The following is an 18,177-nucleotide window of genomic DNA, read 5'->3' as shown; positions in this document are numbered from 1 at the left end:
GTCCGGCAGCACTTGCACGCCGTGCCACCGCGCTGCGGCTCCGCAGGAGGGGCAGGGTGTGGGGGCCCTGGAGGGTTCGGAGATTCACGCTCGGCGGCCTCCGCCTTCAGTCCCACGGCACGCCGGTCGAGCGCCGCCCGGCAGGGTGTCCCGGCGCAGCGAGTCGTCGTCCGGCAGCACTTGCACGCCGTGCCACCGCGCTGCGGCTCCGCAGGAGGGGCAGGGTGTGGGGGCCCTGGAGGGTTCGGAGATTCACGCTCGGCGACCCCCCGCCCTCAGCCCCGCGGCACCCCCGTCGACCCCCGCACCATCAGCTCTCCCCGTACCGACGCGATCCCCCCGGGCGGCGGCTCCTCGCGGCCCATCGCTATGCGGCCCGCGCGGGCGCCCGCATCGGACAGGGGCAGGCGCACCGTCGTCAGGGACGGCACCGCGTCGATGCTGAAGGGCAGGTCGTCGAAGCCCGCCACCGAGACGTCCTCGGGGATGCGCCGGCCGGAATCGCGCAGCGCGGCACACGCGCCCAGCGCGACGGAGTCGTTCGCGGCCACGATCGCCGTCAGGGACGGGTCACGGCGCAGCAGCTCCAGCGTGGCCTCGTAGCCGGACCGGCGGTCGTAGCGGCCGTACACCGTCCATCGCGGGTCCTCCTCGATGCCGGCCGCCTCCAGCGCCGCGCGGTGGCCCTCGAGGCGGTGCCGGGTGGTGGTGCGCTCCTGTGGGCCCGCGATGTAGCCGAGCCGGCGGTGGCCGAGGCCGATGAGGTGGTCCGTCAGCGCGCGGGCGCCGCCGCGGTTGTCGAAGGTCAGCGCGATCGCCTCGGTGTCCGCCGCCGGCGGCCGCCCGCACAGCACCACCCGCGTGCCCGCCTCCGCCAGCTTCCGCAGCTTCGCCGCCACCGCCGCCGCGTGCGGCGCGTCCTCCACGGCCCCGCCGGTCAGCACCACGGCCGCGGCCCGCTGCCGCTGCAGGAGGGTGAGATACGTCAGCTCGCGCTCCGGCGACCCGCCGGTGTTGCAGACGACGGCGAGGCGTTCGCCGCCGGCCCGGCCGCCCGGCCCTCCGATCTCGGCCTGGATCGCGCTCGCCATGATCCCGAAGAACGGGTCCGCGATGTCGTTGACGAGGATGCCGACGAGGTCGGAGGTGGCCGCGGCCAGCGCGCTGGCCGGGCCGTTGAGGACGTAGTCGAGCTCGTCCACCGCCCGCAGCACGCGCTCGCGCGTCGAGGCGGCCACCGGGTAGTTGCCGTTCAGCACGCGCGACACCGTCGCGGGGGAGACCTGTGCGCGGGCCGCCACATCCGCCAGGGTCACCGTCATCTCGTCGTCCTCCGGTCGCGCATCCGATCGCGCGTCTGGTCGCGCGTGGGTCCTCGTACGTCCTCGTAGACAGGCCGGGCACGGTCACGGTTCCGTGCGGCGTCGAGCAGACCATAAGGCCAACCACCCGGGATGTTCGCCCCCTCGAACAACTCGAAGAGGACACGGTCTTGTACGGACCAGCGTTCAGAGGCTAGCTTCTCATCGGATAGAAAGCGCTTGCTGCGTTGGCCGCCGCTCATGACGACGCCGATGCTGATCGGGGCGCACGGCGCCCACGAAGGGGACTGACGTGACACGCAAGACGGTGCGTATCGCCATGAACGGCGCGACCGGGCGCATGGGCTACCGCCAGCACCTCGTCCGGTCGATCCTCGCCCTGCGCGAACAGGGCGGCCTCGACCTCGGCGACGGCACCGTGCTGTGGCCGGAGCCGATCCTGCTCGGCCGCCGCGAGCACGCCCTCCGGGAGATCGCCGACCGGCACGGCCTGGAGCACGTCTCCACCGACGTCGACGCCGTGCTCGCCGACCCGGACGTCGACATCTACTTCGACTCCCAGGTCACCTCGGCCCGCGAGGAGTCGATCAGGAAGGCGATCGCGGCCGGCAAGCACGTCTACACCGAGAAGCCCACGGCCACGGACCTGCGGGGCGCCCTCGAACTCGCCCGGCTCGCCCACGAGAAGGGCGTCAGGCACGGTGTCGTCCAGGACAAGATCTTCCTGCCCGGCCTGCTGAAGCTGAAGCGGCTGATCGACGGCGGCTTCTTCGGCCGGATCCTGTCCGTCCGGGGCGAGTTCGGCTACTGGGTCTTCGAGGGCGACTGGCAGCCCGCCCAGCGCCCCTCGTGGAACTACCGCGCCGAGGACGGCGGCGGCATCGTCGTCGACATGTTCCCGCACTGGGAATACGTGCTCCACGAGCTGTTCGGCCGGGTGACCTCCGTCCAGGCCCTGGCCACCACCCACATCCCGCAGCGCTGGGACGAGCACGGCAAGCCCTACGACGCCACCGCCGACGACGCCGCCTACGGCGTCTTCGAGCTGGAGGGCGGCGCCATCGCCCAGATCAACTCCTCCTGGACCGTCCGCGTCAACCGCGACGAACTGGTCGAGTTCCAGGTCGACGGCACCGAGGGCTCCGCGGTCGCGGGCCTGCGCAGGTGCCGCGCCCAGCACCGCTCCGCCACCCCCAAGCCCGTCTGGAACCCGGACGTCCCCGCCAACGAGGTCTTCCGCGACCAGTGGCAGGAGGTCCCGGACAACGCCGAGTTCGACAACGGCTTCAAGGCCCAGTGGGAGCTGTTCCTCAAGCACGTCTACGCCGACGCCCCGTACCAATGGGACCTGCTGGCCGGCGCGCGTGGCGTCCAGCTCGCCGAGCTGGGGCTGAGGTCCTCGGCGGAGGGCCGCCGCATCGACGTGCCGGAGATCGCGCTGTGACCATCCGACTCCCGGACACCGAAGGCGGCCTGCGGACGTACGAGCCGCGCACCGAACCACTGGCCCTCACCCCCGGCACCCCCTTCACCTCGCGTACGGTCTTCTCGGCGGCCCACGTCGTGGCCGACCCGCTCGCGGACACCACCCCCGACTCGCCGGCCGCCGTCGACTGGGACGCCACCCTCGCCTTCCGCCGCCACCTGTGGTCCCACGGGCTCGGCGTCGCCGAGGCGATGGACACCGCCCAGCGCGGCATGGGCCTCGACTGGGCGGGCGCGGCCGAGCTGATCCGGCGCTCGGCCGCGGAGGCCCGGAGCGTGGGCGGCCGTATCGCCTGCGGTGTCGGCACCGACCAGATCACCGGCGGCACCCTCGCCGAGATCCGCGCGGCCTACGAGGAGCAGCTCGCGGTCGTGGAGGAGGCGGGCGCCCAGGCCATCCTCATGGCCTCCCGGGCCCTGGCCGCGGCGGCGTCGGGACCCGACGACTATCTGGAGACCTACGGCCGTCTCCTGGGCCAGGCCGCCGAGCCGGTGATCCTGCACTGGCTCGGCCCGATGTTCGACCCGACGCTGGAGGGCTACTGGGGGTCGTCCGACCTCGACGTGGCGACGGAGACGTTCCTCGAGGTGATCTCGGCCCACCCCGACAAGGTCGACGGCATCAAGGTCTCCCTGCTGGACGCCCGGCGCGAGATCGACCTGCGCCGCCGGCTCCCCCGCGGGGTCCGCTGCTACACGGGGGACGACTTCAACTACCCCGAGCTGATCGCCGGCGACGAGAAGGGGTTCAGCGACGCCCTGCTCGGCATCTTCGACCCGCTGGGCCCGCTGGCGGCGGAGGCGGTACGGGTGCTGGACACCGGCGACACGGAGGGCTTCCGTGCCCTGCTCGACCCCACGGTCGAACTCTCCCGCCACCTGTTCCGGGCCCCGACCCGTTTCTACAAGACGGGAGTTGTCTTCCTGGCCTGGCTCGCGGGCCACCAGACCCACTTCACGATGGTCGGCGGCCTGCAGTCGGCCCGCTCCCTCCCCCACTTCGCCCGCGCCTACGAACTCGCGGACGGGCTGGGCCTGTTCCCCGACCCCAAGCCGGCCGAGGAGCGCATGAAGAACCTGTTGTCGCTGTACGGGGTGAACCAATGAGCACGGATCTCGCACGCTTCTCCATCAACCAGATGACGGTGAAGCAGCTGTCGCTGCCCGAACTGGTCGAAGCCTGCGTGCGGTTGGGCGTGCCCGGGGTGGGCCTGTGGCGCGAGCCGGTCCAGGCGTACGGCGTCGGGGCGGCCGCCGAGCTGGTCCGCGACGCGGGCCTGACGGTGACCACCCTGTGCCGCGGCGGCTTCCTCACGGCGACCGACCCCGGAGCGCGTGCGGCCGCTCTGGCCGACAACCGCCGCGCGATCGAGGAGGCGGCGACCCTCGGCACGCGGGTCCTGGTCCTGGTCTCGGGCGGCCTCCCGCCCGGCTCCCGGGACCTGCGGGCGGCCCGCGAGCGCATCGCGGACGCGCTCGGGGAACTGGGGCCGTACGCCGAGGAGTACGGCGTACGCCTGGCCGTCGAACCCCTGCACCCGATGTACGCGTCCGACCGCTGCGTGGTCTCCACCCTCGCCCAGGCCCTAGACCTCGCCGAGCGCTTCCCCGCGCACCAGGTGGGCGTGACCGTGGACACGTACCACATCTGGTGGGACGACCAGGCGCCCGCCCAGATCGCCCGCGCGGGCGCGGCCGGCCGCATCCACACCTTCCAGCTCGCCGACTGGACCACACCGCTGCCCGAGGGCGTCCTCAACGGCCGTGGCCAGCTCGGCGACGGCTCGATCGACATGCGGGAGTGGAAGGGGTACGTGGAGGCGGCCGGCTACACCGGGCCGATCGAGGTCGAGCTGTTCAACGAGGGGCTGTGGGCGAGGGACGGGCGGGAGGTGCTGGCGGAGACCGCGGAGCGGTTCCGGACGCACGCCGGCGGCTGACACCGGCCGACGGCCGCTCGCCGCGCGGGAGGAGACGGCCCGGCCGCCCCGGGACCAGGACCGCCGGGAAGCCCGAAGAAAAAATCCCGGATCACGTACAACCCTTTCTCCGGTCCGCCGGTCGTACGGTGCGTCAGGACTTCCGGGGGGACCCGGGGGGGATCACGGGGTTCTGACGGGGAGGGGAAAGCCGAGGGGGCGTGCCAGGTCGACGGACCGGGCACGCCCCCTCGAAACGTCCGGACCGGGTTCGAGACCTCCGGCCGGGTCGGGGCCCTAGAAGAACACCCCGCACCGCAGCAGCACATTGGCGTACGGCCGTGCCTCCCCGGTCCGCACCACCAGCCGCGCCCCCGCGGACAGCTCCTTCAGCCGCTCGTGCGGTACGTGCGCCAGGCCGGGGAAGCGCTCCGTCAGCAGCCCGGCCGCCTCCGGGTTGGCGTCCCGCACCTCCTCGGCCGCCGTGGCTCCCTCCACCACCAGTTCGGCCAGCAGCCCGTCCAGGACCTCGGCGAAGGACGGGACCCCGGCGCGGAAGGCCAGGTCGACCACGCGTGGCCCGTCCGGTATCGGCATGCCCGCGTCGCACACCAGCACTCCGTGGCCGTGGCCCAGCGCGGCCAGGGCACCGGACAGCCGACGGTTGAGGATGCCCGCCTTCTTCACCGGGCCTCGACCTCCGCGGCCGTCGGGTACGACTCCTGCGCCCCCCGTCTCGTCACAGCCGCCGCGCCGACCCGGGCCGCGTAGGCCGCCGCGTCGGCCAGGGCGGAACCCGTCCCCAGCCGCCACGCCAGGGCGGCCGTGAACGCGTCACCGGCGCCGGTGGTGTCCACCGCCTCCACCTTCGGCGAGGGCACCGAGGTCACGCCCGAGTCGTCGCACACCAGCGCTCCCTCCGCCCCCAGCGTCACCACCACCGAGCGCGGGCCCCTGGCCAGCAGCAGCCGCGCCCAGTCCGCCGGCTCCTCGCTCACACACGCGTCGCCCAGGATCACCCGGGCCTCGTGCTCGTTCACGATCAGCGGGTCGCAGGCGGCCAGCACCTCCGTGGGCAGAGGGCGCGGCGGAGAGGGATTGAGCACGAAGCGGCCTTCCGGGGGAAGGTTCCGTACGACCTCGACGACCGTCTCCAGCGGGATCTCCAGCTGCGCCGACACCACCCGTGAGGCGAGGAGGAGACTGACGCCGGCCCGGACGTCCCCGGGCGTGAGTCGTGCATTGGCGCCGGGCGACACCACGATGCTGTTGTCCCCCGAGGGGTCGACGGTGATGAGCGCGACGCCCGTCGGCGCACCGCCCACCAGCACGCCCACCGTGTCCACCCCGGCCGCGTGCTGCGAGTCCAGCAGCAGCCGGCCGTTCGCGTCGTCGCCGACCCGGGCCAGCAGCGCAGTACGTGCCCCGAGCCGGGCGGCCGCGACCGCCTGGTTGGCGCCCTTGCCGCCCGGGTGGACGGCCAGGTCGCCGCCGAGCACCGTCTCGCCGGCGGCCGGCCGCCGCTCGACGCCGATCACCAGGTCGGCGTTGGCCGAACCCACGACCAGGAGGTCGTAGTCGTACATGGAATTGACTCCCCTGAGAGATGCCCCGGGGCGGACGGCCGTCACCGAGGTGTACGACCGGCCGCCCGTTCGCCGTTGTCAGCCGCTGAAGCCTGCCACGTTGTCCTTCGTGACGACCTTCACCGGCACCTTCACGGTCGACTCCACCTTCTTGCCCTGGACCGCCCTGAGCGCGTTGTCCACGGCGATCTTCCCCAACTGGCTCGGCTGCTGCGCGACCGACGCGTACAGCGTGCCGCCCTTGACCGCGGTCAGACCATCCGGGGTGCCGTCGAAACCGACGACCTGGACCGACCCGCCCGCCTTGGAGCCGAGGGCCTTGATCGCGCCGAGGGCCATCTCGTCGTTGGCCGCGATGACGCCCTGGACGTCGGGGTGGGCCTGGAGCAGGTTCGACATCACGTCGAGGCCCTTGGTGCGGTCGAAGTCGGCGGGCTGCTGGGCCAGGACCTGGATACCCGGGTAGGCCTTCAGCCCCTTGGCGAAGCCCTCCGCCCGCTCACGGGCCGCGGAGGTGCCCGCCTGGCCCTGCAGGATCACGATCCGGCCCCTGCCGCCCAGCTTCTCGGCGATCGTCTTCGCGGCCAGCTCACCGCCGGCGACGTTGTCGGAGGCCACCAGGGCGTCGACCGTGGCCTTGTTGACACCCCGGTCGACGGCGATGACCGGGATCCGCGCCTTGGCGGCGGCCTTCACCGAGTTGCTCGCCGCGTCGGAGTCCACCGGGTTGACGATGATCGCACCGAGGTTCGAACTGGTGAAGTTCTGCAACTGGTTGGCCTGCTGGGAGGCGTCGTTCTGCGCGTCCGTGACGGTCAGGTCCACGCCCAGCCGCTTCGCCTCGGCCTGGGCACCGGACCGGATCTGCACGAAGAAAGGGTTGTTGAGGGTGGACAGCGACAGGCCCATCCTCGGGGTCGTCGAGGACGAGGAGCCGCCGTGCAGGAAGGAGGTCGCGCCGACGACCGCCACGGTGACCACCGCCGCGAGCGCGTAGGTTCCGGCCTGCCTGCCCCTGCCGCCCCCGCCCCCGGCGGTCACCGGGGTCGCCCCTGCCTTGCGGCGCACGGTGTCCAGCAGCACCGCCAGCGCGATGACGACACCGATCACGACCTGCTGCCAGAACGCGGACACGGAGAGCAGGTTGAGGCCGTTGCGCAGCACCGCCAGGATCAGCGCGCCGACCAGCGTGCCCGACGCCTTGCCGGTGCCGCCCGCCAGCGAGGCGCCGCCGATGACGACCGCGGCGATCGCGTCCAGCTCGTAGCCGTCGGCGGCCTGCGGCTGCGCGGAGGACAGCCGGGCGGCGAGCACGATGCCCGCGGCGGCGGCGAACAGACCGGACAGGGCGTAGATCGCGAGCTTCTGCCGCTTCACGCGCAGACCCGAGAGCCGGGCCGCCTCCTCGTTGCCGCCGATCGCGTACATGGACCGGCCGATGTACGTCCGCCCGAGCACGAGAGCCGCTGTCAGGCCCATCACCACCATCACCAGCACCGGCACCGGCAGCCAGTCGCCGAGGGTGTCACCGAGGTGGGAGACCGAGTCCGGGAAGGGGATGGGAACGCCCCCGGAGACCACCAGGGACAGGCCGCGCGCCACCGACAGCATGGCGAGCGTGGCGATGAACGGCGGCAGCTTGCCGTAGGCGATCAGGAAGCCGCTGACCAGGCCCGCCACGATGCCGGTGGCGACGGCCAGGACGACCGCGAGCGCGACCGGCACGCCGTGGTTCGTGGCGCTCCAGGCCAGCACGGTCGCCGACAGCGCGGCCACCGAGCCGACCGACAGGTCGATGCCCGCGGAGACGATCACGAAGGTCACGCCGAAGGCCAGGATCGCCGTCACGGCCGCCTGGACACCGACGTTGAGCAGGTTGTCCGTCGTCAGGAAGTCGCCGGACAGCGCCGACAGGGCGACGACCAGCACGATCAGCGCGGTCAGCGCGCCGTTGTCGAGGAGGATGCGGCGCAGGCCGCCCGGGGCGCCACTCGCGTCCGTCGTGCTCTTGAGCGTGTCAGTGGCCACGGGTGGTCTCCAGTTCGGTGGTAGGGGTGCTCACGGCGAGGGACATCACCGCGTCCTGCGTGGCCTCGTCCGCGGAGAGTTCGCCCGCGATCCGGCCCTGGGCCATCACCAGCACCCGGTCGCTCATGCCGAGCACCTCGGGCAGGTCGCTGGAGATCATCAGGACGGCGGCTCCGGCGGCGGTCAGTTCGTTGATCAGCTGGTAGATCTCGACCTTGGCGCCGACGTCGATGCCGCGCGTCGGCTCGTCGAGGATCAGCACCCTGGTGTCGGCCAGCAGCCACTTGCCGATGACGACCTTCTGCTGGTTGCCGCCGGACAGGGTCCGTACGTGCTGCCCGAGCCCGGCCATCCGCACGCCCAGCTGCCCGGCGATCCGCTCGGCCGCCGCGTGCTGCGCGGCGCGGTCCACCAGCCCGGCCCGGGTCGCCGCCCGCATGGTCACCAGGCCCAGGTTCTCCTCGACGGAGGCGTCGAGCACCAGCCCCTGACCCTTGCGGTCCTCGGGCACCAGCCCGATCCCGGCCGCCATGGCCGCGTTCACGTCGTGCCGCTTCAGCGCGGTGCCGGAGACCTTCACCGCGCCCTTGTCGTACGGGTCCGCGCCGAACACGGCCCGGACGACCTCGGTACGGCCCGCCCCGACGAGGCCCGCGATGCCGACGACCTCGCCGGCCCGCACCTCGAAGCTCACGTCGCGGAAGACGCCGTCGCGGGTGAGTCCCTCGACGGTGAGCAACGCCGTGCCCCGTTCGGCCCGTTCGCGCGGGTACTGCTGCTCGATGGAGCGGCCCACCATGAGCCGTACGAGCTCCTCCTCGGGCGTGCCGGCGGGGCCCTGCCCGACGCTCCTGCCGTCCCGGATGACGGTGACCCGGTCGCCCAGGGCGGCGATCTCGTCCAGGTGGTGGGTGATGAAGACGATGCCGACACCGTCCTCGCGCAGCGAGCGCACGATCGCGAAGAGCTTCTCGACCTCGTCCGAGGTGAGCACGGCGGTCGGCTCGTCCATGATGAGCACGCGCGCGTCCAGGCTGAGCGCCTTGGCGATCTCGACCATCTGCAGGCGTGCGATGCCGAGTTCGCGCACCCGCGCGCGGGGCGAGACGTCGACGCCCACGCGCGCGAGGAGGACCTCCGCTTCGGCCTCCATCCGCCTGCGGTCGATCATCCCGAACCGGCGCGGCTGCCGGCCCAGGAAGATGTTCTCCGCGACCGTCAGATCGGGGACGAGGTTGAACTCCTGGTAGATGGTGGCGATCCCGAGGCGCTCGGAGTCCTGCGCACCGTGGATGCGCACCTCCTCGCCGCCGGCCAGGATCCGCCCGGCGTCGGGCGTGTACGCGCCGGAGAGCATCTTGATCAGCGTGCTCTTGCCCGCGCCGTTCTCACCGAGCAGCACATGCACCTCGCCCCGGCGCAGGTCGAAGTCGACGCCGTCCAGCGCGACCACGCCGGGGAAGGCCTTCCGTATGCCCTCGATGCGCAGCAACTCGTCCGGGTCGCTCACGACGTGCTCCTTTGCACTGGGGAGGGGGACGGCTCCTGGGGAGCCGGCTCGCCGCACGAGCGGCGTACGACGAGACGGGCGGCGAAGGTGACGGACGCGGGGGGCCGTCCCTCGATGCGGTCCACCAGGGCCCGTACGGCGGCCCTGCCCAGCTCGCCCGTGGGCTGGGCGATCGCGGTGATCGGCGGATCCGTGTGCACGAACCACGGGATGTCGTCGAACGCGGCCAGCGCGATGTCGTCCGGGACCCGCAGCCCCCGCGCGCGGACCGCGTCCAGGGCACCGAGTGCCATCAGGTTGTCGGCCGCGAAGACGACCTCGGGCGGCTCCGGCAGATCGAGGAAGCCCTCGGTGACCCGCCGCCCGCTCTCGGCCTGGAAGTCGCCCTGGCCCGTGTAGGCGTCCGGGAGGGGGATCCCGTACTCGGCCAGGGCCTCCCGGAAGACCTCGACGCGCTCGCTGCCGGTCGTGGTGGCAGCCGGTCCCGCGATGATCGCGAGCCGCCGGTGCCCGAGCCCGTGCAGATGCGCGACGAGATCGCGCACGGCCTGGCGTCCGTCGGCGCGTACCACCGGCACTTGGACCCCCGGGATCCACCGGTCGACGAACACCATCGGCGTCCCCGCACTCGCGGCGTCCAGCATCAGCGGGGAGCCGCCGTCGGTGGGGGAGACGAGGAGACCGTCGATGCGGCGGTCCAGCAGGGTCCGTACGTGGTGGTCCTGGAGGTCCGGCCGCTCGTCGGCGTTGCCGATGATCACGCTGTAGCCGAGCGCGCGGGCCTCCTCCTCGACGGACCGGGCCAGCTCCGTGAAGTACGGGTTGAGCACGTCACTGATGACCAGGCCGAGCGTGCGGGTCTGATCGGTGCGCAGGGAACGGGCGACGGCGTTCGGGCGGTAGCCCAGCGCCTCGACGGCGGCCAGCACGCGCGTGCGTGCGTCCGCGCTGACCGACGGATGCCCGTTCAGGACGCGCGACACCGTGGCGACCGAGACACCCGCCGCGGCGGCGACGTCCTTGATGCTCGCCATCGCCGGCTCCACCTCCTCGTGGAATCGTTTACATCGACGTGTAGAGAGGATTGGAATCGATTACACGCACGAAGGACAAGGGGGAGGAGATGGCCGAAACGCAATCGTGACCGGGGGTGGGGGCGGCGCGGCGGAGGGCCGGGGCCGCTCGAGAGAAAGGCCCTGGCCTGCCTCACCCGGATCGGTCGTCCCCGGAGCCCGCCCGGGTTGTCAGTCGGCGCCGGTACCGTCGGATCATGGCTGGACAGGCGGGGACTCCCACGGGTGAGCGGCGGTTCGCCGTGCTGGAAGGCGTGCTGGAGCGCATCACGTACGCCAACGAGGAGAACGGCTACACCGTCGCCCGGGTCGACACCGGCAGAGGGGGCGGAGACCTCCTCACGGTGGTCGGCGCGCTGCTCGGCGCGCAGGTGGGGGAGTCGCTGCGGATGGAGGGCCGCTGGGGGTCGCACCCGCAGTACGGCAAGCAGTTCCACGTCGAGAACTACACGACCGTCCTGCCCGCGACCGTCCAGGGCATCCGCCGCTATCTGGGCTCCGGCCTGGTCAAGGGCATCGGCCCGGTCTTCGCCGACCGCATCACCCAGCACTTCGGCATGGACACGCTCAAGGTCATCGAGGAGGAGCCGAAGCGGCTGATCGAGGTCCCCGGCCTCGGTCCGAAGCGGACGAAGAAGATCGCCGACGCCTGGGAGGAGCAGAAGGCGATCAAGGAGGTCATGCTCTTCCTGCAGACGGTCGAGGTCTCCACGTCCATCGCGGTGCGGATCTACAAGAAGTACGGCGACGCGTCCATCTCCGTCGTGAAGAACCAGCCCTACCGGCTGGCCTCCGACGTCTGGGGCATCGGCTTCCTCACCGCCGACAGGATCGCCCAGTCCGTCGGCATCCCGCACGACAGCCCGGACAGGGTCAAGGCAGGGCTGCAGTACGCGCTGTCCCAGTCCGCCGACCAGGGGCACTGCTTCCTGCCCGAGGACCGGCTGATCGCCGACGCCGTCAAGCTGCTCCAGGTCGACACCGGGCTGGTCATCGAGTGCCTCGCCGAACTGGCCGAGCCGGGCGAGGAGGGCGAGGAACCCGGGGTCGTACGCGAGCGGGTACCCGGCCCCGACGGCGACTCCGAGCCCGTCACCGCCGTCTACCTGGTGCCCTTCCACCGCGCCGAACTCTCCCTCTCCGCCCAGCTGCTGCGCCTGCTGCGGACCGGCGAGGACCGCATGCCGGACTTCCGGGACGTGCGCTGGGACAAGGCGCTCGGCTGGCTCAAGGGCCGTACGGGAGCCGACCTCGCCCCCGAGCAGCAGGCCGCCGTGCGGCTCGCGCTGACCGAGAAGGTCGCCGTGCTCACCGGCGGCCCCGGCTGCGGCAAGTCCTTCACGGTCCGCTCGATCGTGGAGCTGGCCCGCGCCAAGCAGGCCAAGGTGCTGCTCGCCGCCCCCACCGGCCGGGCCGCAAAGCGGCTCGCGGAACTGACCGGTGCCGAGGCCTCCACGGTCCACCGGCTGCTGGAGCTGAAGCCCGGCGGTGACGCGGCCTACGACCGGGACCGCCCGCTGGACGCCGACCTGGTGGTCGTGGACGAGGCCTCCATGCTGGACCTGCTGCTCGCCAACAAGCTGGTGAAGGCCGTACCACCGGGGGCACATCTGCTCTTCGTCGGAGATGTCGACCAGCTGCCGAGCGTCGGCGCGGGGGAGGTGCTGCGGGATCTGCTCGCCGACGGCGGCCCGATCCCGGCCGTCCGGCTCACCCGCGTCTTCCGGCAGGCCCAGCAGTCCGGTGTAGTCACCAACGCGCACCGCATCAACGCCGGGCAGCATCCGCTCACCGACGGCCTGAAGGACTTCTTCCTCTTCGTGGAGGACGACACCGAGGAGGCCGGCCGGCTCACCGTGGACGTGGCCGCCCGGCGCATTCCGGCCAGGTTCGGCCTCGACCCGCGCCGGGACGTGCAGGTGCTGGCGCCCATGCACCGCGGTCCGGCCGGTGCCGGCGCGCTCAACGGCCTGCTGCAGCAGGCCGTCACGCCCGGCCGGCCCGACCTGCCGGAGAAGCGGTTCGGCGGCCGGGTCTTCCGGGTCGGCGACAAGGTCACCCAGATCCGCAACAATTACGAGAAAGGGAAGAACGGCGTCTTCAACGGCACCGTGGGCGTGGTCACCTCGCTCGACCCGGTCGACCAGCGCCTGACGGTGCTGACGGACGAGGACGAGGAGGTTCCGTACGAATTCGACGAGCTGGACGAACTGGCCCACGCGTACGCGGTCACCATCCACCGTTCGCAGGGAAGTGAATATCCCGCGGTGGTGATCCCCGTCACCACCGGAGCATGGATGATGCTCCAGCGGAACCTGCTGTACACGGCGGTGACACGGGCGAAACGGCTGGTCGTCCTCGTCGGTTCACGCAAGGCGATCGGGCAGGCGGTGCGCACGGTGTCCGCGGGGCGGCGCTGCACGGCACTGGACTTCAGGCTGGGCGGTTCCTGACCGGTCCTGACCAGGGGCGGCGACCTGCATCACAAAAAATGATCGATCAAACGAGTCGCAAAGGTCACAGAGCACTTCCAGATGACGGTCCGAGGGGGCAGGATGAGCAGGTTGGCGGCACTGAGTGCCGCCAATAGGCCCAATGGTCGACCCCGAGTGCACTCTCCTGAGCCAAATGGGGGATGGTAGAGACAGTCAGGGCACCTCGAAGATGAGGCACTACGTCGGGTGAGGGAAGACGTGAGCGACAACTCTGTAGTACTGCGGTACGGCGACGGCGAGTACACCTACCCGGTGGTCGACAGCACCGTCGGTGACACGGGCTTCGACATCGGGAAGCTCCGCGCCCAGACCGGTCTGGTGACCCTGGACAGCGGTTACGGCAACACGGCCGCCTATAAATCCGCCGTCACCTACCTCGACGGCGAGGCGGGCATCCTCCGGTACCGCGGCTACCCCATCGAGCAGCTGGCCGAGCGCTCCACCTTCCTCGAGGTGGCGTACCTGCTGATCAACGGTGAGCTTCCGACCGTCGACGAGCTCTCCACCTTCAAGAACGACATCACGCGGCACACCCTGCTGCACGAGGACGTCAAGAACTTCTACAAGGGCTTCCCGCGCGACGCCCACCCGATGGCCATGCTGTCCTCGGTCGTCTCCGCGCTGTCCACCTTCTACCAGGACAGCCACAACCCGTTCGACGAGAAGCAGCGCAACCTCTCCACCATCCGCCTGCTCGCCAAGCTTCCGACGATCGCGGCGTACGCGTACAAGAAGTCGATCGGCCACCCGTTCGTCTACCCGCGCAACGACCTCGGCTACGTCGAGAACTTCCTGCGCATGACGTTCTCGGTCCCGGCGGACGAGTACGAGCTGGACCCGGTCGTCGTCTCCGCGCTCGACAAGCTGCTGATCCTGCACGCCGACCACGAGCAGAACTGCTCGACCTCCACGGTCCGCCTGGTCGGCTCCTCGCAGGCGAACATGTTCGCCTCCATCTCGGCCGGCATCTCCGCCCTGTGGGGCCCGCTGCACGGCGGCGCCAACCAGTCCGTCCTGGAGATGCTTGAGGGCATTCAGGAGACCGGTGGCGACGTCGACTCCTTCATCCGCAAGGTGAAGAACAAGGAGGACGGCGTCCGCCTGATGGGCTTCGGCCACCGGGTCTACAAGAACTTCGACCCGCGCGCCAAGATCATCAAGGCCGCCGCGCACGACGTGCTCTCCGCCCTCGGCAAGTCCGACGAGCTGCTGGACATCGCCCTCAAGCTGGAGGAGCACGCGCTCTCCGACGACTACTTCGTCTCGCGCAGCCTCTACCCGAACGTCGACTTCTACACCGGTCTGATCTACCGGGCCATGGGCTTCCCGACCGAGATGTTCACGGTCCTGTTCGCCCTCGGCCGCCTGCCGGGCTGGATCGCCCAGTGGACCGAGATGATCAAGGAGCCGGGTTCCCGCATCGGCCGCCCGCGCCAGATCTACACGGGTGTCGTCGAGCGCGACTTCGTGCCGGTCGAGGAGCGCTGAACGCACTGAACGCGAGGGCCTGCCGGTGCGGCGGGCCCTGTGTCGGTGACGACGGACAAAAGCGGAAGGCGCCCTGGGACGCCGGTCCCCCCACGGGCCGACGACCAGGGCGCCTTCCCATGTCCCGGTGCGGATTCCCCCCACGGGATCCGGCCGGGCGCTCGGAGAGGACAGCGCCTGAATTCGCTGTCTGAGCACAACGAGCAGAACCCGTCGTGCTTTCAGTGACGCGGTGCGATCTGCCGGGACAACGCACGCTGGGAGGGCCGCTCAAAGCTTCCCGGTGTGCGTGCCCCGGCAACGCATCTCTGAGGAAGTCCCCCAAGACATCCCCAGATGCCAGTCAGCGCCCCCCAAGACGCTGTTCTGACATCGCCAACTTAGACCTTCGAACCCCTTCGATGGTTACGTTCGCGTCACTGTGATCTGCGTCTCTTGCATATGTCCCTTAGGTGCGCAAGAGCCCCGATACGACGATCGGGGCCCAAGCGTAAGGATGATGCGCGAGCCTTGTGAAGAGCTTATGTGAGGCTCGCGCCGGACTCCAGGGGGTCTCCCACTTCGCCTGCACCTAACCCCCGGTAACCTCCGCCGACTTCAGTGGAAGCGCCGCAGCCGCAGGCTGTTGGTCACCACGAACACCGAGGAGAAGGCCATCGCCGCGCCCGCGATCATCGGATTCAGCAGGCCAGCGGCGGCCAGCGGCAGCGCGGCCACGTTGTAGCCGAAGGCCCACACGAGGTTGCCCTTGATGGTGGCCAGGGTGCGCCGGGAGAGCCTGATGGCGTCCGCGGCGACCCTGAGGTCCCCGCGCACCAGCGTCAGGTCGCCGGCCTCGATCGCCGCGTCCGTGCCGGTCCCCATCGCCAGCCCCAGGTCGGCGGTGGCCAGCGCGGCCGCGTCGTTGACGCCGTCGCCGACCATGGCCACGGCGCGTCCCTCGCCCCGCAGCCGCCGTACGACGTCCACCTTGTCCTCGGGGAGCACCTCGGCGATCACCTCGTCGATGCCGACGCTCCGCGCGACGGCCTCGGCGACCGTCCGGTTGTCCCCGGTGAGCAGCACCGGCGTGAGCCCGAGCGCGCGCAGCTCGCGCACCGCCTCGGCGCTGGTCTCCTTGACCGCGTCGGCGACGGCGAGCACACCGCGGGCCCGTCCGTCCCAGCCCACCGTGACGGCCGTACGGCCCTCCTGCTCGGCCTGCCGTGCGGCACGGGCCAGCTCCTCGGGCAGCACCTCGAAGAGCCGCCCCACGGCCACCTCACGGCCCTGCACGCACCCTCGTACGCCCCGCCCGGGCACGTTCTCGAAGTGCTCGACGCCGGGCAGGGTCCCGGTCCGCTCCTCGGCGCCCGCCGCGACCGCGCGGGCGACGGGGTGCTCGGAAGCGTGCTCCAGCGCGCCCGCGAGCCGCAGCACCTGCTTCTCGTCCTCGCCGTCGGCGACGTACACCTCCTGGAGGGCCATCCGGCCGGTGGTGACCGTGCCGGTCTTGTCCAGGACGACGGTGTCCACGCGGCGCGTGGACTCCAGCACCTCGGGGCCCTTGATGAGGATGCCGAGCTGGGCGCCCCGGCCGGTGCCGACCATCAGCGCCGTGGGCGTGGCGAGGCCGAGCGCGCAGGGGCAGGCGATGATCAGCACGGCGACGGCGGCCGTGAACGCGGCGACCGTGTCCCCGGTGACGCCCAGCCAGACGCCGAAGGTGCCGAGCGCGATGAGCATGACCACGGGGACGAAGACGGCGGAGATCCGGTCGGCGAGCCGCTGCACCTCGGCCTTGCCGTTCTGCGCGTCCTCCACCAGCCTCGCCATCCGGGCGAGCTGGGTGTCGGCGCCGACCCGGGTCGCCTCCACCACCAGCCGGCCGCCCGCGTTGACCGTGGCGCCGGTGACCCGGTCGCCGGGGCCGACGTCCACCGGCACCGACTCGCCGGTCAGCATGGAAGCGTCCACCGCGGAGACGCCCTCGACGACCGTGCCGTCGGTGGCGATCTTCTCGCCGGGCCGTACGACGAACCGGTCGCCCACCGCCAGGGAGGCCACCGGCACGCGCACCTCGCGCCCGGCCCGCAGCACCGCGACGTCCTTGGCGCCCAGCTCCATCAGGGCTCTCAGGGCCGCGCCCGCGCGGCGCTTGGAGCGGGCCTCCAGATAGCGGCCGAGGAGGATCAGCGCGACCACTCCGGCGGCCACCTCGAGATAGATGGTGGAGGCGCCGTCCATCCGGGAGACGGTGAACCGGAACTCGTCGTGCATGCCGGGCATGCCCGCGTCGCCGAAGAACAGCGCCCACAGGGACCAGCCGAAGGCGGCCAGCGTGCCGACCGAGACCAGCGTGTCCATGGTGGCGGCGCCGTGCCGGGCATTGGTCCAGGCGGCCCGGTGGAAGGGCGCGCCGCCCCAGACGACGACCGGTGCGGCGAGGGTGAGCGAGAGCCATTGCCAGTTGTCGAACTGCAGCGCGGGGACCATGGCGAGCAGGACGACGGGGGCGGCGAGCAGCGCGGAGACGGTCAGGCGGTGCCGGAGGGCGGCGAGTTCGGGATCCCGCTCGGCGCCCTCCTCGGCCTCGGGGGAGGGTTCGGGCTCCGGCGGCGGGGACTCCTCGGCGGTGTAGCCGGTCTTCACCACGGTCGCGATCAGGTCGGCGACCTGGACGCCTTCGGCGAAGCTGACCTTCGCCTTCTCCGTCGCGAAGTTCACCGTGGCGCTCACGCCGTCCATCCGGTTGAGCTTCTTCTCCACCCGGGCGGCGCAGGAGGCGCAGGTCATCCCGCCGATGAGCAGCTCGACCTCGGACGTGCCGCCTATCGCGCTCGCTGTTCCGGTCTCTGCGGTGGTGCTGGTCATGTCCGGACTCCAGACATCGGACCGGACCGTACGGATCCAGTATGAGCTGGTCGGCACGGCCCGGTCGGGGAAGGGTTTCGGGGCCCGCGGGCGAGGGCGGGCCCGGTCACTCGGTTCCTGCGCGCTCAGGCCCGGCCGGCCAGCTCGAAGCCCGCCTCGTCCACGGCGGCCCGGACGGCCTCGTCGTCGAGCGGGGCCGCGGAGACGACGGTCACCTCACCGGTCGACGCGACGGCCTTGACCGAGCTGACGCCGGGGATCTGGGAGATCTCACCGGAGACGGAGCCCTCGCAGTGGCCACAGCTCATGCCGGTCACGTTGTAGACGGTGGTGACGGAGGCCGAAGTCTCGGTCTGGGCGCTCATGTCGTTCTCCTCGTCGAGGCGTGTGGGGCCGGTGGGGCCCACGGTGGAGCCCC

General features: G+C 71.6%; 13 protein-coding genes. 5 read left to right on the top strand and 8 right to left on the bottom strand.

The window, feature by feature from the left end:
- Nucleotides 1-275: 275 nt before the first annotated feature.
- On the bottom strand, nucleotides 276-1,322 hold the full coding sequence (locus AC07CM_RS08135) for a LacI family DNA-binding transcriptional regulator (RefSeq protein WP_478875506.1): 1,047 nt from the start codon (nucleotides 1,320-1,322) through the stop codon (nucleotides 276-278).
- Between the two features lie 292 nt (nucleotides 1,323-1,614).
- On the opposite strand from AC07CM_RS08135, the gene AC07CM_RS08130 reads away from it, so the two are divergent.
- The 3 genes from AC07CM_RS08130 to AC07CM_RS08120 are packed head-to-tail and all read left to right on the top strand — an operon-like array spanning nucleotide 1,615 to nucleotide 4,747.
- Nucleotides 1,615-2,766, top strand: a complete 1,152-nt coding sequence (locus AC07CM_RS08130) for a Gfo/Idh/MocA family protein (RefSeq protein WP_478875505.1) — start codon at nucleotides 1,615-1,617, stop codon at nucleotides 2,764-2,766.
- Nucleotides 2,763-3,914: a dihydrodipicolinate synthase family protein gene (locus AC07CM_RS08125; RefSeq protein ID WP_478875504.1), complete on the top strand. Its 1,152-nt coding sequence runs from the start codon at nucleotides 2,763-2,765 to the stop codon at nucleotides 3,912-3,914. Before AC07CM_RS08130 ends, AC07CM_RS08125 begins: the two co-directional genes overlap by 4 nt.
- Entirely contained in the window at nucleotides 3,911-4,747 is an 837-nt protein-coding gene (locus AC07CM_RS08120) for a sugar phosphate isomerase/epimerase family protein (RefSeq protein ID WP_478875503.1), read from the top strand. Before AC07CM_RS08125 ends, AC07CM_RS08120 begins: the two co-directional genes overlap by 4 nt.
- A 276-nt stretch (nucleotides 4,748-5,023) precedes the next feature.
- Here AC07CM_RS08120 and rbsD read toward each other — a convergent pair whose 3' ends face one another.
- From rbsD to AC07CM_RS08095, 5 genes are all read right to left on the bottom strand, one after another.
- Nucleotides 5,024-5,413, bottom strand: a complete 390-nt coding sequence (rbsD, locus tag AC07CM_RS08115) for a D-ribose pyranase (RefSeq protein WP_478875502.1) — start codon at nucleotides 5,411-5,413, stop codon at nucleotides 5,024-5,026.
- Nucleotides 5,410-6,312, bottom strand: a complete 903-nt coding sequence (locus AC07CM_RS08110) for a ribokinase (RefSeq protein WP_478875501.1) — start codon at nucleotides 6,310-6,312, stop codon at nucleotides 5,410-5,412. Before AC07CM_RS08110 ends, rbsD begins: the two co-directional genes overlap by 4 nt.
- A gap of 78 nt (nucleotides 6,313-6,390) precedes the next feature.
- Nucleotides 6,391-8,340 carry an ABC transporter permease/substrate-binding protein gene (locus AC07CM_RS08105; RefSeq protein ID WP_478875500.1) on the bottom strand — a complete coding sequence of 650 codons (1,950 nt, stop codon included), beginning with the start codon at nucleotides 8,338-8,340 and terminating at the stop codon, nucleotides 6,391-6,393.
- Entirely contained in the window at nucleotides 8,330-9,850 is a 1,521-nt protein-coding gene (locus tag AC07CM_RS08100; RefSeq protein WP_478875499.1) for a sugar ABC transporter ATP-binding protein, read from the bottom strand. Before AC07CM_RS08100 ends, AC07CM_RS08105 begins: the two co-directional genes overlap by 11 nt.
- Nucleotides 9,847-10,884 carry a LacI family DNA-binding transcriptional regulator gene (locus AC07CM_RS08095; protein ID WP_478875498.1) on the bottom strand — a complete coding sequence of 346 codons (1,038 nt, stop codon included), beginning with the start codon at nucleotides 10,882-10,884 and terminating at the stop codon, nucleotides 9,847-9,849. Before AC07CM_RS08095 ends, AC07CM_RS08100 begins: the two co-directional genes overlap by 4 nt.
- A gap of 236 nt (nucleotides 10,885-11,120) precedes the next feature.
- On the opposite strand from AC07CM_RS08095, the gene recD2 reads away from it, so the two are divergent.
- Entirely contained in the window at nucleotides 11,121-13,376 is a 2,256-nt protein-coding gene (recD2, locus tag AC07CM_RS08090; RefSeq protein WP_478875497.1) for an SF1B family DNA helicase RecD2, read from the top strand.
- Between the two features lie 240 nt (nucleotides 13,377-13,616).
- Nucleotides 13,617-14,906: a citrate synthase gene (locus AC07CM_RS08085; protein ID WP_478875496.1), complete on the top strand. Its 1,290-nt coding sequence runs from the start codon at nucleotides 13,617-13,619 to the stop codon at nucleotides 14,904-14,906.
- 597 nt (nucleotides 14,907-15,503) lie between these two features.
- On the opposite strand, the gene AC07CM_RS08080 is transcribed toward AC07CM_RS08085, so the two are convergent.
- A complete protein-coding gene (locus tag AC07CM_RS08080) occupies nucleotides 15,504-17,759 on the bottom strand; it encodes a heavy metal translocating P-type ATPase (protein ID WP_478875495.1) in 2,256 nt (751 codons plus the stop codon).
- Between the two features lie 125 nt (nucleotides 17,760-17,884).
- Entirely contained in the window at nucleotides 17,885-18,124 is a 240-nt protein-coding gene (locus AC07CM_RS08075; protein WP_478875494.1) for a heavy-metal-associated domain-containing protein, read from the bottom strand.
- Between the last annotated feature and the right edge of the window lie 53 nt (nucleotides 18,125-18,177).

The organism is Streptomyces sp. NPDC044061 (assembly GCF_056434305.1).
This window is presented reverse-complemented; position numbering and strand designations above follow the sequence as displayed.

Coding starts and splice junctions, on each gene's coding strand:
- AC07CM_RS08135 (WP_478875506.1), bottom strand. CDS start 1,322: ATGACGGTGACCCTGGCGGATGTGGCGGCCCGCGCACAGGTCTCCCCC.
- AC07CM_RS08075 (WP_478875494.1), bottom strand. CDS start 18,124: ATGAGCGCCCAGACCGAGACTTCGGCCTCCGTCACCACCGTCTACAAC.
- recD2 (WP_478875497.1), top strand. CDS start 11,121: ATGGCTGGACAGGCGGGGACTCCCACGGGTGAGCGGCGGTTCGCCGTG.
- AC07CM_RS08120 (WP_478875503.1), top strand. CDS start 3,911: ATGAGCACGGATCTCGCACGCTTCTCCATCAACCAGATGACGGTGAAG.
- AC07CM_RS08095 (WP_478875498.1), bottom strand. CDS start 10,884: ATGGCGAGCATCAAGGACGTCGCCGCCGCGGCGGGTGTCTCGGTCGCC.
- AC07CM_RS08110 (WP_478875501.1), bottom strand. CDS start 6,312: ATGTACGACTACGACCTCCTGGTCGTGGGTTCGGCCAACGCCGACCTG.
- AC07CM_RS08080 (WP_478875495.1), bottom strand. CDS start 17,759: ATGACCAGCACCACCGCAGAGACCGGAACAGCGAGCGCGATAGGCGGC.